The following is a 16,745-nucleotide window of genomic DNA, read 5'->3' on the forward strand; positions in this document are numbered from 1 at the left end:
CTGGATTATCAGTTTTCACTGACTATCCGGGCAGCCTTGATTTTTCCGACGTCCCATAACACACCGAATTGGCCTTTTGCAAATGAATTTGTCATGATATCGCTGAGTATCTTCAATTCTGGGACGAATGTAATATCAGTATTGAATAATATTTTAATGAACTTTTCTAAAAGTGTCTTTCCAATACTTCTCTTTCACATGCCGTCTTAAAACCTTCCCTACTGTGCTGGTAGGAAGCTCATCCACGAAGACAATCGATTTTGGCACTTTATATTTCGGCAGCTTAGCAGCGACAAAATCAATCATCTCTTGTTCAGTAGCTTGGCTTCCGTTCTTCAGGACAACTTCGGCATGCACAATCTCGCCCCATTCCTCGTTAGGGACTCCGATAATGACTGAGTTGCTGACATCTGGGTGGGAGTTGACGGCATTTTCCACTTCAACTGCATATACATTGAAACCTCCGGTGATGATCATGTCCTTTTTGCGATCGACGATGTAAAAATAACCTTTGTCGTCAACATAGCCAAGGTCTCCAGATTTCCAGAAGCCGTTCTCAAATTCGGAAGCCGTTTCCTCTGGTGCATTTTTATATCCTTTAATGACTGAATCAGAGCGGATCCACAGCTCACCAATCGTACCAACCGGAACTTCTTTCCCTTCTGGATCTGCAACAAACACATCGACACCCAGCAATGGCTGTCCCGCTGCCGAAAGGCGTTTTCGATCTTCGGCCGTTTTTATGATATGATCCTTTTTCCTCAAACTTAATACCGGCGGGAAGGCTTCAGTGGAACCGTAACCTTGCACAAAAACATTGCCGAATTTATTCTGTAGCGTTTCGAGCTTTGACGTGCTCATCGGTGATGCTCCGTACAGGATACAATCCAATGTACTCAAATTATATTTATCGTGTAGCCCGAGTTCTTCCAGCCGATACAGCAAAGTAGGGACTGCAAATGTAGCAGTGATGCCATATTCTTGTATCGTTTTGCATAACAACTCCAAATCAGGCAAATTGATAGTATAATTTGTTCCACCTTTCATATGGGTTGGCGGAGCAAATGCGCCGGTAGCATGTGTCATTGGCGTCATATGCAGGAATTTGGTGTCTTCTCGATAAATATTATCCGGAATGGAATGGTTCTGTACGATCGTGCCGAAGATATTACGGAAAGTATACATCGCACATTTTCCGCGTCCTGTCGTACCTCCCGTAAAACGATACAAGATGACATGCTCGTCTATATCGTATTCCGTATCGATATGCGCATCACTTTGCCCTTTGATGATATCCCAGAAATATTCAACTTTTTCGTGTTCCTTATCGCTTCTATCCATGCAAACAATGCGGATACCTCTATTGTTTAGTTCTTTCAGATAACCATCCTTTAACAACACTGCGTCTTCTACGAAAATGACTTTCGGTTTCACATAATCAATCTGATACAAATGCTCGGTCAAATTGTCCCGGTAATTAAGCCAGACCCCTGCCACTTCCGTTTTATAGGGTCCAAAATTTAAGAAACTCATATTATCGTTTTCGAGTAACGCCGCGTAAGAATCACCTTTCTCAAGTTGAAAATGATCCGTTAGCAGATGGCAGATCTTATTCGTAAATAAATCCAGTTCTTTGTATGTGAATTCCCTTTTTCTTTCCGTATTGACCAATGCTAATTTGTCAGGCCGCTTCAATGCGTTGTCACGATACATTCTGGCAAAATTTACTTTCATCCTTTGCATCCCCTTTAAACGTGGTCCTACTCCAATCTTTCAATGACAGTGGCATTCGCCATCCCCATTCCTTCACAAATTGTAAGCAAACCAAATCGTTCATTATTCCGTTCAAGACGATTTAACAAGGTTACAAGTAATTTTGTTCCTGTCGCGCCAAGAGGATGTCCTAAAGCAATGGCTCCCCCATCAACATTTAATTTTTCATATTCTCCCTCAACATCTTTTAACCATACCAAAGGAACTTGAGCAAAAGCTTCATTCACTTCATAGGTATCGATGTCCTTTACAGATAGACCTGCTTTTTTCAATACTTTTCTGGTCGCTTCGATTGGACCTGTCAGCATAAGCGTTGGATCCGATCCGACGACGGAGCATGCAACGATACGGGCACGTGGTTTTAATCCTAATTTTTCTGCTTTTTCACGGGACATCAACAGAACCGCTGAGGCTCCATCACTAATCTGACTTGCATTCCCTGCCGTGATTACACCGTTTTCATCAAAAACCGTTTTTAATCCGCTTAAAATCTCCAACGTTGTCCCTTCACGCGGACCTTCATCTACAGCAAATAGGGTCGTTGTCCCATCTTCTTGCTCAACTTCCACAGGTACGATCTCATTTTCAAAATGCCCATTTTCAATGGCGTTGAATGCACGAGAATGGCTGTTTACAGAGTATTGATCCAACTCTTCCCGTGTCAAACCCCATTCTTTAACCATTCTTTCGGATGACATCCCTTGGTTTATAATTTCATATTGATCGGTCAATTTCTTACTTGGACCTTTATCGAGCAGGCTCGAAAACATCGGGACACGAGTCATGCTTTCGACACCTCCCGCAATGACAATGTCCATATCGCCGGAGGCAATCGCTTGTGCTGCAAAATGCACAGCCTGTTGACTAGATCCGCATTGACGATCGATTGTCACACCTGGTACGTGGATTGGAAATCCAGCTATCAATAATGAAGTTCTGGCGATATTCATGGCTTGCTCCCCCACCTGGGATCCGCAACCTAAAATGACATCTTCTACCTCACCTTTATCGATCCCGGTACGTTTCACGACTTCATCTAGTACGATTGCTGCTAAATCATCTGGCCGAACATGGGCCAAAGCCCCTCCTCGTCTCCCTACTGCAGTCCGAACCCCTTCAACAATGACTACTTCCCTCATGTATCTATTCTCCCTTGAACTACTATAATTTTGGCATTCCTATCTTGGAATAATAGATAGACAACGTTTCATTATTCCTGAGATTTCCCTTTGTTATAACCCAAGTTTTTTCGCAATAATGGTTTTCATAATCTCGTTCGATCCGGCGTAAATGGGCACAACTGCAATATCACGGTACCAGCGGGCAATTTTATATTCTTCCATGTATCCGTATCCGCCATGAAGTTGCATACACTCAGGCGCCATTTTTCTCGCATTATCCGAAATCCACCACTTAGCCATCGACACTTCTTTTTGAAGTTCTTCCCCTGACATATGTTTTACAATTAAATCATCCAAAAATGTTCGGCCTATTTGAACATGCGTTGCCATTTCAGCGAGTTTAAATTGCGTGTTTTGGAATTTACCAATTGGTAGTCCAAAAGCTTCGCGTTCCTTCACATATTCAATCGTCATACGCAACATTTCTTCCGCTGCAACCTGCGCACCTACAACCGAAAGAATTCTTTCCTGCTGCAACTCTTTCATTAAGTGATAGAATCCGTTACCTTCTTCACCTAGTAAATTGGCAGCTGGGACTTTGACGTTTTCAAAAACCAATTCTGCTGTATCCTGACTGTGCAATCCGATCTTTTTGAGCTTTCTTCCGCGGGAGAAACCAGGCATATCACTTTCAACTAAAAATAAACTAATTCCCTTATGCGCTGGGACTGCCTTTGGATTTGTTTTAGCAACAACCACGACTAGATCGGATTGGATACCATTGGAAATGAATGTTTTTTGACCATTTAATAGATAACTATCCCCATCCTTAATAGCGGTTGTACGAATGGAAGCCAAATCGGATCCTGCACCTGGCTCTGTCATTGCGATGGCGGTAATGATATCGCCGCTCATACAGCCGGGCAAGTACCTTCTCTTTTGTTCTTCTGTTCCAAAATTATTAATGTACGGAACAACGATACCGCTGTGAAGGTCAAGACCACCTAAGCCAAATCCGATGCGGCAAAGCTCTTCGTTTAAAATCACAGTAAAAAGAAAATCCGCTCCTATCCCCCCATATTCCTCGCCTATCCAAGAACATAGAAATCCATTTTCTCCGACTTTCTTCCAAAAACTGCGCGGAACAAGCCCCTCTTCTTCCCACTGTTCAAAATAAGGAATAGCCTCTTTTTCAAGGAATTTTCTTAATGCGTCCCGAAACATTTGATGTTCTTCCGTAAAATAAGATTGCTTACTTATTGCAGCTTCCTTAACAGTCGCGTTTTTCATCGTTCCACCCCCATTGGGAGAGTATTGCTTTCAGTGTATGCCTCTCTTAACTGATATTTCATTAGTTTTCCAGAGGCGTTTCTCGGTAAAGCATCTACAAAAACCACTTTCTTAGGCGCTTTGAAACGTGCAATATTTAATTGAGTAAAATCAATGATTTCTTGTTCAGTAACTTCTTCATTAGGTTTCTTCACAACGATTGCCGTAACAAGCTCTCCCCATTTCGTATCAGGACTGCCAATGACTGCCACATCCGCAACCTTGGGATGCATGCCAATTGTATTCTCCACTTCAATGGAATAAATATTTTCTCCGCCTGAAATAATCATGTCTTTATTTCGATCGACCAGTTGAATATATCCATCTTGATCTTTCATTGCTAAATCCCCGGTATGAAGCCAGCCGTCTCTAATTGTCTTCGCTGTAGCTTCCGGATTGTTATAATACTCTTTCATCACAGTTGGACCTTTAAATAGTAGTTCTCCAACCACACCCGGTTCTACCGATTCCCCTTGCTCATTCACGATATCCACTAAAGTGAACATCGAAGAATTTTTTCCGGCCATTCCGGCGTGCTTCTTATGATCTTTTGGATATAAAACAATTCCATTTGGTCCCCCCTCGGTCTGACCACATAAACTGTACATTTGGTGGGTTCCGTAATAATCGATGCATTTACGAACCACATCCACCGACATTGGTGCCGCGCCATAGAGGATCTTTTCTACTGATGAAAAATTAATATCTTCATCTTTCGGTGTATTGATAAATGCGATATGCATCGTTGGGACGGCTAAAAAGCTAGTAATACGGTACTTTTTAATATCCGCTAAAATCACTCTTGGATTAAAATCACGATAGACAACCGTCGTTGCCCCAATGTAAAACCCACTAAGCATACCAATTGTCAATTGTGCGCAATGGAACAATGGGCAGAAATTCATCATTCGTTCATCTGAATGATAATTCAGCGTTAAGATGAACTGTAATGCCACAGCCTCTACGCGATCATGGTCAAATAATGCACCTTTGGGTAATCCCGTTGTCCCTGAAGTGTAAAGTAAATGCAAATCATCTGTGCCATTTAACTGAATTCCAGGGTTTTCTGTCCTATCAATAAAAAGCTTTGAGAGAGATCCATACCGTTTATTTATTGCAAAAGGCGCAGTGAATTGCTTTGATACCGTTGGAATCTCCTTTATAGCTTCATAGACAATTTCTTCGTACTCTTGGTCAGCAACAATAAAATTTGATTCGGATTGGGTCATAATATAGTTAATTTCTTTAGGTGATAAACGGAAATTTATCGGAACGAGTATAGCCCCAATCTTAGCACCCGCATAGTATGTGAAAACAAAATCAGCAGAGTTCTTCATGAACATCGCGATTTTATCGCCTTTTTTCACGCCTTCCTTTACTAGTCCGTGTGCCAACTGGTTCACTTTCACATTAAACTCCTCGTACGTATATGTGCTATTTTGATAGATTAACGCTTCTTTACTTGGATGTCTCAGTGTATTCACTTCCAACATTTCAACGATATTCATCCTTTTCCCCTCACTTCATTATTTTTTATCAATGAACATTCCAAGAAATTGTGAACCAGCCTTCTAGGCACTTTTCCGATTGTTGTAACAGGCAGCTCCTCGACAAAGTAAATAATTTTAAATGTTTACTGGAACCGATTTTCCTTTTTCCGATGCATTTATCTAGGCGACATACGGATGCTTCCATCCAGACGTACAACTTCTCCGTTGATATACTCGTTTTCAATCATAAATTTTACTAAATCTGCATATTCATCTGGTCTTCCCAACCGTTTCGGAAATTCCACGGATTTCTCCAATTTCTCCACCACATGATCATCTAATATTTCGGCTAAAGGTGTGCGGAATAGTCCCGGTGCAATTGTATTCACCCGGATACCGAATGAAGAGAGATCCCGAGCGGCAGGCAATGTCAATCCGACCACCCCTGCTTTACTTGCACCGTAAGCTGTTTGGCCCATCTGTCCTTCGTACGCCGCAACAGATGCGGTATTAATAATAACTCCCCGCTCTCCGGAATCTGTAAGTGGTTCGTTTTTTGCAATCTGCTCTGCCGCCAGCCGAAGTACATTAAATGTCCCGAACAAATTGATATCAACTACCTTTTTGAAGTTCTCAAACGGAATCACACCTGACCGACCGATTATCTTTTGTGCAATACCTACTCCTGCGCAATTTACACAAATATGGAGCGAACCATGTTGTTCCATTGTTTGCTGGATTCCTGCATGAACGGCAGCCTCATCTGATACATTCACAACTGCATAGGACACCTTTTCTCCAAGTTCATTACTCGCTTGTTTCGCTTTTTCTTCATTCAAATCAAATATGACCACTTTTGCCCCTTTTTCAGCCAATGCTTTCACGGTTCCCAACCCTAATCCGGATGCTCCTCCGGTTACGATTGCCACTTTGTTTTCAATATTCATTTTGTTGCCCCCTATTTAGTATCCTTTAAATTCCGGTTTTCTCTTTTCAACGAATGCGTTTAATCCTTCGTTCATGTCATAGGACTGTGTATGCGCTTTCAAACTAAGCAACTCTTGTTTTAACGCAAGTTCCAATGGTTGTTCCAATCCATCGCGCACGAGTTGCTTCATTTTCTTTAAAACAAGCGGACTTTTCTCCGCAATCTTCTCAGCAATCGCTTGGACAGTCGACTCAAGCTCTTGTGGATTCACCACTTCATGAACCAAGCCATATTCTTTCATTTGATTAGCCGATATAAAATCGCCCGTAAACAATAAATACTTTGCCCGATTCACACCGATGATTCGAGGCAGCTTGGCGGAACCACCAGCCCCCGGCAATACACCGAAGTTCGCATGGGCATCCCCGATTTTAGCTTTTTCCGATGCAACGACAATATCCGCCGACATCGCAAGCTCCAAGCCACCTGCTAATGTAATACCATTCAATGCCGCAATCAACGGTTTACTTAACTTCGTCAAACTTCCAAAAGTGGAATCTGCATAGTCCAATAGATTCGTCTGTCCAGGTTGTCTATTCTCCAAATCCCGCATCATCTCTTTCAAGTCCGCCCCAGCACAAAAAGCTTTCCCTCTTCCGGTCAGAACGACTACCCGTATCTCTTCATCAGCTTCAACAGTAAGGATTGCTTCCTTTAAACCTTCTAATATTTCTTTTGAAATCGCATTCATGTCATTCGGACGGTTTAAATAGACCCACGCGACTTGATTTCTTTTTTCAACAATTACTGCCTGCTCATTCTTCATAACGACCATTACTCCTCATCCCTTTACACAAAAATTTTCGAATTAGCTTTTACAGATCCACACTCCATAATCCCTCCGTTTTTATTCTTTGAAAATGTCTTTGCCAATGATCTCTTTCATGATTTCAGATGTCCCACCGTAAATCCGTTGCACTCTGGCATCCGTGAATGCCCGTGCGACCGGATATTCTTTCATATAACCGTAACCACCGAATAATTGGAGGCATTTGTCGGCGACTTCCCCTTGGGCTTCCGTACACGAAAGCTTGGCCATGCTGGCTGTTGCTGTGTCTAGCGTGCCGTCCATCATCATATCCATGCACTCTTTTACAAACGAGCGATGAACTCTTGTTTTCGTTTGTAAATCAGCAATGACAAATCGGGTATTCTGGAACTCAGACAGCGGCTTGCCAAAAACTTCACGCTCCTGCACATAGCGGATTGTCTGCTCAAGGACTCCTTCCATTGCCGCCACTGCATTGACCGAAATGGTTAGGCGCTCGCGGGGCAATTCACTCATGAGGATTTTGAATCCTTCATTGAGATTCCCCAAAAGCTTATCTTCTCCCACCCATACATCTTCGAAATACATTTCGGAAGTATCGCAAGCATGAAGTCCGATTTTCTCCAAGTTCTTCCCACGGCTAAACCCTTCGGATGAGACATCCACAAAAAACAAACTAGTCCCTCTAGATGGCTTCACAGTCTGATCAGTTTTAGCGACCACAATGACAAAATCACAATGCTGTCCGTTAGAAATGAACGTTTTCTGACCATTCAACTTATAAGCTTTTTTCGTTTCATCATATACAGCGGTTGTCTTAATACCCTGCAAGTCGCTACCTGCACCTGGTTCAGTCATAGCGAATGCTGCCACTAGCTCACCAGATGCCATCCCTTTCAAGTAATGAGATTTTTGAGCTTCCGTTCCATAATTCAAGATATACTGGGCCGTTATAATATCGTGGACCGATAAATTAGTGGAAATTGCACTATAGCCAAGTTTTGAAAATTCCTCTACAATGGCCATAGAATATGATAAAGGAGCTCCCAGCCCACCATATTCCTCCGGTATTTCTGTCAGCAGAAAACCTTGATCGCCTAATTTGCGCCATAGATCGCGGGGAATATTCCCATTGCGTTCCCATTCATCATAATATTCTGAAACTTCTTTTCGTGAAAAATCTCTTACACTTTTTCTGAGCAGTTCAAGTTCCTGTTTCTCGATAACTCGATTTTTCAATGTACTCATGAACAATCCTCCCTCTATTTTCCCCAGGATGAAGTAGACCCTGCTGACTGTTATTATTCATCATCTAGGAGGCAGTCTTGTCGCACCATCCAGTCTGACAACTTCACCGTTAAAATACGTGTTTTCGATAATATGGACAACCAATGATGCGAATTCAGAAGGATCTCCAAGGCGTTTTGGATATTCCATTTGGTCTTTGATACCTTCCAACAATTCATCAGATAGCCCGGCAGCCATAGGCGTCATAAACAGCCCAGGGGCAATGGCATTGATTCGGATGTGATAGTTCGCCAAATCCCTTGCAATCGGCAAAGTCATTCCCGCGACGGCGGCCTTACTGGCAGCATAGGCAGCCTGTCCCATTTGGCCGTCATACGCCGCTCCGGAAGATGTATTAATAATGATTCCTTTTTCCAGACCGTCAGACGCTTCATTTTTGACCATTTTTTCTACGGCATTGCTCAAAACGTTAAAAGTGCCATTCAAATTGATATCTATGACTTTCTTGAATTTATCCAGAGGAAAGACGCCTTTCCTATTGTACGTCTTCACCCCAACTGAGACGCCTGCACAATTGACACAAATATCTATCGAACCGAACTTCTGAAATGCTTGATCGATTGCATTTCTCACCGATTCCTCATCGGTTACGTCCGTTTCAATTGCATCGACACGGTCGCTTCCAAGCCGGCTCGTGATGTCATCGAAATTTTTCGTATCTCTGTCGAGGATCGCCACATTTCCCCCTTTTTCAATTAACTTTTCAACAGTAGCAAAACCTAGACCTGACGCTCCACCTGTCACAATAGCCGTTTTCCCTTGGATATCCATTGTTCTCCCCCTCCATTAATTGAGCTTTTTTAAGATGGTGATAGCAGCTACCGCTTCCTCGAGGCCATAAACTCCGCCGCCGTTTTCAGCGATAGCCACTTTGGCATTCTCAACTTGCCTTTCGCCAGCTTCATTTCGCAATTGAGTTACCAGTTCAAAGATCTGACCGAGACCCGTTGCCCCAATAGGATGCCCTTTCGATTCCAAGCCTCCCGATGGGTTGACTGGAAGCCGGCCCGATAAGCTGAACTCCCCTTTTAAGCTCAATGGTCCACCTTCCCCGAAGTCGCAGAAGCCGAGATTTTCAATTTGAATAATTTCCCCGACAGCCGTCGCATCATGTACTTCTGCCACCGATATATCTTCCGGCCCGAGCCCCGCTTTTTCGTAGGCTCTCTTTGCCGCAAGTGCCGTTAGATGTTTTTCAACTTCTTCCGGTTTGCGGTTCGACCCCGTTTGAACGACTGAAGCAGCGACTTCCACTGCTCGGCTTTTATCCTGCAATCTTTTCAGCCCTCCTTCAGTGCAAACAATTGCAGCAGCAGCCCCATCACTGACCGGAGAACACATCGGTAACGTATAGGGGTATACAATCGGCGGCGCCGCCAACACTTCTTCAATCGTGAATGGTTTTTGGTACTGGGCTAAATTGTTGTACACCGAGTGCTGATGATTTTTCGCCGATACAGCCGCAATCTGTTCCTGTGTGGTCCCGAAGCGGGTCATATGATATTTTGCAAAGGAAGCATAAACATCCATGAACATGCTATAATTAGCCGCATTTTTCGCGTCTTTCGGCATGTCAAAACCTTTTTCCAATCGTTTTAGGACCTCCATATTTTCCTGAGGCGTATCAACATCCCATGCAGAGTCAAAAATGCTAAAATCCTTTTCCCCCGACTTTTGGTACATTTTTTCCGCCCCGACGGCCAAAGCAAAATCGCCTTCCCCCGCCTTCAGAAATTGGATCGCCTGGTTTAAAGCTGTGCTTGCACTGGCACAGGCGTTTTCCACATTAATTACAGGGATCTCTTCAAACCCGAGCGGACGGACAGCCACTTGTCCCCTGACCGCATGTTGGCCCTCAATGGCCCCTTGGCCGGTGTTGGAAAAATAAACTGCATCAATCCATTCTTTCGGTACAGCTGCATCTTTCAGTGCCCCGTCTACCGCTATCTTTGTAAGATCCTTTAAGGAGAAGTCATATAGTTTCCCGAACTTCGTCATGCCGACGCCGACAATATAATACTTTTCGATTGTAATTCCCCCCTATTCATGTAATGGCGTTATTAGTAGAAGCCGCGTTTGTTAGGCTATTCAGGATTTCCTCAGTATGCTCTCCGAGAGCTGGCGCACGCCTTTTAGGAACCGCGGGTGTTGCAGAAAGTTTAATGGCACTATTGATTTCTTTGAATCCGCTGTCCCGCTCTTCCTTAAGGCATTCCAACATCTGGCGTTCGGCTATTTGAGGGTCTTGATCCAGCTCTTCTAATTTTAAAATCGGCGCAACACATGCCTCTCCATCTGAAAAAATCTCCATCCATTGTTCTAGCGTTTTTTGTTTGATCACTTCTTGAACTTCTTTGATTAAGCTTTCCTGCTCTTCCCCCGGTGCTTCCTGCAGCGCAATGAACTCCGGTTTACCGATTCCTTCACAAAATACTTGCCAGAACTTCGGCTCTAAAGCTCCTACTGAGATATGCCGTTGATCATAAGTCTCATAAACTTGATAACAAGCAAATCCCCCATTCAATAAGGCCTCACCACGCTTGATTTCCTGTCCTGCGTAATGCTGCGGCAATAATAAATGCAGCCAAGAAATGACACCATCCAACATCGAAATGTCAACCATCTGTCCTTCCCCACTCTTGCTTCTTTCCAATAATGCAAGCAGAATCCCTATAACTGCCGGCATAGCACCGCCACCAATATCTGCAATTTGCGCTGTTGGCACAATCGGCTTGCTACCCCTCTCACCCATTAAGTCAAGCAGACCGGCATAACTCATATAGTTAATGTCATGTCCGGGCATTTCTGCGTACGGTCCAGTTTGCCCGTAACCAGTGATGGCACAATAGATCAGCCGAGGATTCAGCTTTTCAAGTTCAGCATAATCAAGCCCCAACCGCTTCATGACACCAGGTCGAAATGATTCCACTATAACGTCTGCTTCCTCTACCAGTTTTAAAAAATGACTGCGCTCTTCACGATCCTTCAAATCTAGGCATATACTTTTTTTATTGTTGTTCAGAGAATGGTAGACTGCGGAATTTTCATCCCGTTTCGGTTCAAAATGGCGAATATAATCTCCAATCCCCGGCTCCTCCACTTTAATCACCTCTGCTCCGAAATCAGCAAGGATCATCGTACAATAAGGACCTGGCAGCAACCGCGATAGATCTAGCACCTTTACACCTTTAAGTGGCATCTCTTCTTCTCCCTCCTATATGTAAGCCCTTACACTTATGCACGAACGATGGCTTTTAGAGTGAATTCCATCACCTCTTTTCCATTTTGGTTATGCACTTTGGCATCTATGGTTATCAAGCCCCGGACTCCATCTGATAGCTTTCTTTTTTTGGTTATTTTGAATTCCCCGGTAAGCTGGTCATCAGGTTTTACCGGAAGCAACCAATTCAATCGCTCAATACCGGCACCTCCGATGGCATCTTCTCCGACTATATCGAGTGCTACCCATTTAGACCAAACCCCTGCTAATGAATGCAATCCCGAAGCAATTAGCCCTCCATATGGTCCATTTTCGGCCTTTTCTTCATCAAGATGCATATGCTGGGGATCATATTTTTCTGCAAACTCAATGATTTCCTCTTTTGTAACAGTATAGGGTGCCATCAGAAAAGTATCGCCCACTTCGAATTCATTGAACTTCATCATCGCCACCTCCATTTACATAGTTTTCATCAGGATTTTGGAGTAGCATGCGGAGCAAGTAGAAAGCAATCATGTCGGATAGCTCGGCTTTACTCTTCTTCCCGCCTTCTGAATACCATTGCATCACCCAGTTCATGGCTCCAAGCAACAAGTTCCGGACGATTTTGATATTCCCTTGGATAAAGACCCCTTCTTTTACCCCTTTTTCAATCAATTTATCAAATTTGCTTTCATATTCGTTTTTCAATCGAAGAATTTCATTCTGCTGTTCAATTGTTAGAAAAGATTCAGGGTTTAACATACTTTCGAAACCTGAACGTTCATTAATCACATATTCCGTATGTTGAACAATGGCTTTTTTCATCTTTTCTATAGTTGTCGATTCACTGTCCAAAATTTCCGATATCAGATGGTTACTTTTTTGCAGCAGATATACTTGGCTTTGATAAAGTAAATCCGGCTTATCTTTAAAGTAGTAATAGATCGCGCCTTTTGTCATGAATAATTTTTGGGCAACATCCTCCAATGATGCACCTCCATAACCTTTTTCAGTGAAAACACTGATTGCTGCTTTCATGATGGCTTCTTTTTTGTGAGCAGCTTTTTGTTCACGTAAATTCACTTAATTCACTTCCTTTATTTATTGACATCTTTATTCTAGTTGGTATTTTTTTAAACGTCAAGTATCTTTTTGAATTATGAGTCTTTTCTATCTTGTTTTCATATAGCTTCCCGAACAAACTAATTTCATAATGTAAGCTTCAATTTTGCAGTAATGAAGATTTGGTTATGTAATGCAAAAGAAATGAGGACAACGAATGACACAGCGAAATGCTGTAATTAAAGTTGTCCTCTGGTTTATTTACATTTTTTCATTACATCGCTTAGGGCTACAATCTGAAACGCCATTACTCTTAGTTGTGAGCAATGGCGCTTTTCATCAGTTTTTTATTAAGCGGATGCATTCAGACCGATTCTTGCTTCAGAACGACTCATCCTCTTCTCTAGCTTAAAAAAGATAAATTCAAAGACGAGGCAAAGAAACCAATAGATAATGGATGCGACTAAATACATTTCGATGAAACGGTATCCATCATTCGCTATAATTTTTGAAATGGCTAATACTTCTATAACTTTTACAGCGAAAGCTAAAGAAGTTGCTTTAATAAGCCCGATAAAAACGTTTCCCAAATTAGGCAATGCGATTAAGAACGCTTGCGGCAGAATGATTCGCGTCAAACCTTGTCTCGTTGTCATCCCGACCGAATAGGCTGCTTCCATCTGTCCTTCATTAGTGGCATTAATGGATGAACGGAAGATTTCCGCTTGATAAGCTGCGGTATTTATCGTATAAGCAACAAGCGCATACAGTAGCGGCGGTATTTCATCAGCATCTATTTGGATACCAAGACGAGGGTTCAGGTAGTCTATGAGTACGGGAACACCGTAGAAAAAGACGTATAACTGTACTATTAAGGGCGTTCCTCTAATGAAAGAAATATACAAAATGGACAACTGATTTAATACAGGTAGTTTATATATCCTGCAAAGAGCAATGAGTAAACCCAAAATGAGTCCAAAAAGCATTGCAACAATGGCTATTGTTAATGTCCAAGGTACTCCTTTTAACACTGTGGGCACTTGTTCTAAAGCAAATTTAAAGTCTACAACAGCCATAATTTATCACGTTCCTCAATAAGTTATCTTCATTCAGCAGGCATTTAGACGCCCGCTGAATGAAGGCCTCCGGCGGATGTCACAGATTTTCAAGGGAGTTATGGAAGGCAGTCTAAGTGCGCGACGTCCTGTCGCAACGGCTGCATGACCTACATCCTGTCGCCTTCCAGCGCAATTCAAAATCCGGACGCCATCACGCCTTGGCGTGATTGATTATTTTGATAGACCAACATGCCCTTTCCTGAAGACTTTTTCAGCATAACCGACAAGACTTTCAATAATAATGCAAGTAGCCCAGTAAACAAGAGAAATTACAACGTAAATCTGAAACATTCCGATGCCATGATTATTTCCTAAAATAATACGGACTTGCCCCATAATGTCGATGATGCCGATCGTAAAGGCTAGTGAAGTGTCTTTCAATAATTCGATAATATTGTTTCCTAAATTAGGCAGTGAGATGAGAAAGGCTTGTGGTAATATGATTCTCCTTAATGCTTGTGGATAGCTCATTCCTACACTATAGGCTGCTTCAAGCTGGTCCTTCCCTACTGCTAAATAGGCTGAACGAATAACCTCAGACATAAATGCACCTGTATGAAATGAGAAGGCCATAATGGCAAAGACAAGCCGATCCCAATGGTTAATATCTAGATGAAAGACAAGTAGCAGCTGAGGGAGTCCAAAATAAACTAGAAACAATTGGACCAACAAAGGAGTACTTCTTGTAAACGATAAATATAATGTTGCAACTCCATAGATATACCTGTACTTTTGAATTCGTATAATTGCAATACCTAACCCAATAAGTAAAGCGAAGAATAAGGATAGGACAGTCATCAGTAGTGTTAGCGGGAGTTTATCCAGTACTCTAACGAATATGTCAACCCAGGCTGTCAAACTCGAACTCATCTTTCCCACCACCTAATAAATATGTACGAACGTACACCGCAAGATTGTCTTTCAATTCAATGCGGTGGTGTTCATTATTATTCGTAGCTGAATCCTTTTTCATTGATGTACTCGAGGTCTTGGAAGAAGTCTGTCGAAAACCACTTATCGGATAGTTTCGAAAGGGTTCCGTCCTCTGTCAGTTCGAGCGTAATTTTGTCGATTTGATCAGCTATTTTGATGTTTTCTTTATTGTAGACAACAAAGATAGGTTCTTTTGAAACGATTCCAGCTACTTTTAAGTCTAAGTTCAATGATTCTTGAACAGCATCAAATGTTGATTTATTGAGGAAGATCGCATCCGCTTTTCCTTCGTCAACGCGCTTTAAGTTATCTGCATTTGAAGGGTGTTCTATGCTTTCAATTGTTAAAGGATTATTAGGATTCCTTGTGTTGTACCCATTTAATATAGAACGGAGTCCGCCACTAGCAGACATGGGCGTGAACTTTTTCCCAACCATGTCATCTAATGTTTTTATATCATCTCTGTCTGTTTTCGTTATAAGTGATGTTAAAGAGTAGCCATATTCATACTTAGGATAATGAAACTTCTCTTCTCTTTCCGGATTTTTGAAGAACCAGTTAATGGCCATGTCAACTTTACCTGTTGAAAGACCGACTAAGTTAGATTCTTCCTCTCCGAAGATGTATTCGAATTTGTAGTCCGGCAACCTTTTTTCAACTTCAGCTAAATAGTCCATGTCGTAGCCTATCGGGTTGTTTTCATTATCTGTATATAGAAAGGGTGGATTGACATCATCGCTCAATGCGACTTTAATAATCTTTTTTCCGTCTTCTGTTGTTGAACCTCCGCCATTTGAACAACCTGGGACAATGGCTAGGAACACCATTGCTCCAAATAGTACTAGCCAATTACGTTTCATACGTATCCCTTCCTCTGTCTTAAATTTCATATTCTGGTTCTTTCGTAAGTCTACTTAAGAATTGTTTTGTGCGTTCGTGTTTTGGTTGGACTAGTACGTCTATCGGCGTACCTTGTTCAACAACAACCCCATCTGCCATGAAAATAACTTCAGTGGCCACTTCTCGCGCAAAGTCAATTTCATGTGTCACGATAATCATCGTAATTCCCTCATCCGCAATTTTCTTAATAATAGAGAGAACTTCTCCAACCATTTCGGGATCGAGTGCAGACGTTGGTTCATCGAATAATAATACGGAAGGCTTTAATGCCAGTGCGCGGGCAATCCCTACGCGTTGTTGCTGTCCACCTGAAAGTTGTACCGGGTAGTCATTTGCTTTTTCTTCCAGACCCACTCTTCGAAGAAGATCCATGCTGATCAAACGTGCCTCATCTACGTTAACTTTCTTCGCAACGAGAAGGCCTTCCATAATGTTTTCGAGCACGGTTTTATTCCTGAATAAATTATAATGCTGAAAAACCATAGCTGTTTTTCGTCTTAAGGTTAGAATGCTTTTTTTCGTTGCACTTTTTTCATCTACGGAAAAATCATCGATGGAAATACTGCCTTCATCGGGCTTTTCTAAATAGTTTATGCAACGAAGAAGGGTTGTTTTTCCCGATCCACTTGGCCCGACGATTACCACGATATCTCCTTTATTCACTGTTACATTAATGCCATGTAGCACTGGTTTCTTATTAAAACTCTTTTTAATGTTTTTTAACGTTATCAATTCCCCACCCCCCTTCTATA

Annotated in this window: 16 protein-coding genes; all 16 read right to left on the minus strand. The window is 42.3% G+C overall.

The genetic code is table 11. The features are described 5' to 3' along the window. Positions 1-153 precede the first annotated feature (153 nt). Positions 154-1,734 (minus strand): class I adenylate-forming enzyme family protein, encoded by a 1,581-nt coding sequence (locus M3193_RS03410; RefSeq protein WP_251624370.1) that lies wholly within the window; start codon positions 1,732-1,734, stop codon positions 154-156. Between the two features lie 26 nt (positions 1,735-1,760). Then, the gene (locus M3193_RS03415) at positions 1,761-2,912 is read right to left on the minus strand and encodes a thiolase family protein (RefSeq protein WP_251624371.1); all 1,152 of its coding nucleotides are present in this window, start codon (positions 2,910-2,912) and stop codon (positions 1,761-1,763) included. Between the two features lie 93 nt (positions 2,913-3,005). Continuing rightward, on the minus strand, positions 3,006-4,184 hold the full coding sequence (locus M3193_RS03420) for an acyl-CoA dehydrogenase family protein (RefSeq protein ID WP_251624372.1): 1,179 nt from the start codon (positions 4,182-4,184) through the stop codon (positions 3,006-3,008). Beyond that, a complete protein-coding gene (locus M3193_RS03425; RefSeq protein ID WP_251624373.1) occupies positions 4,181-5,731 on the minus strand; it encodes a class I adenylate-forming enzyme family protein in 1,551 nt (516 codons plus the stop codon). The genes M3193_RS03420 and M3193_RS03425 overlap by 4 nt, the downstream gene beginning before the upstream one ends. Positions 5,732-5,889: 158 nt before the next feature. After that, entirely contained in the window at positions 5,890-6,660 is a 771-nt protein-coding gene (locus tag M3193_RS03430) for a 3-hydroxyacyl-CoA dehydrogenase (protein ID WP_251624374.1), read from the minus strand. Positions 6,661-6,675: 15 nt separating this feature from the next. Continuing rightward, complete coding sequence (locus M3193_RS03435; protein WP_251624375.1) at positions 6,676-7,467, minus strand: enoyl-CoA hydratase/isomerase family protein; 792 nt, start codon at positions 7,465-7,467, stop codon at positions 6,676-6,678. 81 nt (positions 7,468-7,548) lie between these two features. Next, positions 7,549-8,718, minus strand: coding sequence for an acyl-CoA dehydrogenase family protein (locus tag M3193_RS03440; protein ID WP_251624376.1), 1,170 nt, complete (start codon positions 8,716-8,718; stop codon positions 7,549-7,551). 60 nt (positions 8,719-8,778) lie between these two features. Then, a complete protein-coding gene (locus M3193_RS03445) occupies positions 8,779-9,549 on the minus strand; it encodes an SDR family NAD(P)-dependent oxidoreductase (protein ID WP_251624377.1) in 771 nt (256 codons plus the stop codon). 15 nt (positions 9,550-9,564) lie between these two features. Beyond that, entirely contained in the window at positions 9,565-10,812 is a 1,248-nt protein-coding gene (locus M3193_RS16785; RefSeq protein ID WP_353056392.1) for a thiolase family protein, read from the minus strand. Between the two features lie 10 nt (positions 10,813-10,822). Then, entirely contained in the window at positions 10,823-11,977 is a 1,155-nt protein-coding gene (locus M3193_RS03455; protein WP_251624379.1) for a CaiB/BaiF CoA transferase family protein, read from the minus strand. A gap of 35 nt (positions 11,978-12,012) precedes the next feature. Further along, the gene (locus M3193_RS03460; RefSeq protein WP_251624380.1) at positions 12,013-12,441 is read right to left on the minus strand and encodes a MaoC/PaaZ C-terminal domain-containing protein; all 429 of its coding nucleotides are present in this window, start codon (positions 12,439-12,441) and stop codon (positions 12,013-12,015) included. Beyond that, the gene (locus M3193_RS03465) at positions 12,428-13,063 is read right to left on the minus strand and encodes a TetR/AcrR family transcriptional regulator (RefSeq protein WP_251624381.1); all 636 of its coding nucleotides are present in this window, start codon (positions 13,061-13,063) and stop codon (positions 12,428-12,430) included. Before M3193_RS03465 ends, M3193_RS03460 begins: the two co-directional genes overlap by 14 nt. Positions 13,064-13,392: 329 nt before the next feature. After that, positions 13,393-14,118, minus strand: a complete 726-nt coding sequence (locus M3193_RS03470; RefSeq protein ID WP_251624382.1) for an amino acid ABC transporter permease — start codon at positions 14,116-14,118, stop codon at positions 13,393-13,395. Positions 14,119-14,331: 213 nt separating this feature from the next. After that, positions 14,332-15,030, minus strand: a complete 699-nt coding sequence (locus M3193_RS03475) for an amino acid ABC transporter permease (RefSeq protein ID WP_251624383.1) — start codon at positions 15,028-15,030, stop codon at positions 14,332-14,334. 77 nt (positions 15,031-15,107) lie between these two features. Further along, a complete protein-coding gene (locus tag M3193_RS03480; RefSeq protein ID WP_251624384.1) occupies positions 15,108-15,953 on the minus strand; it encodes a transporter substrate-binding domain-containing protein in 846 nt (281 codons plus the stop codon). A gap of 19 nt (positions 15,954-15,972) precedes the next feature. After that, the gene (locus M3193_RS03485) at positions 15,973-16,725 is read right to left on the minus strand and encodes an amino acid ABC transporter ATP-binding protein (protein ID WP_251624385.1); all 753 of its coding nucleotides are present in this window, start codon (positions 16,723-16,725) and stop codon (positions 15,973-15,975) included. Positions 16,726-16,745: the final 20 nt, after the last annotated feature.

Source organism: Sporosarcina luteola, from assembly GCF_023715585.1.
Taxonomy (GTDB): domain Bacteria; phylum Bacillota; class Bacilli; order Bacillales_A; family Planococcaceae; genus Sporosarcina; species Sporosarcina luteola_D.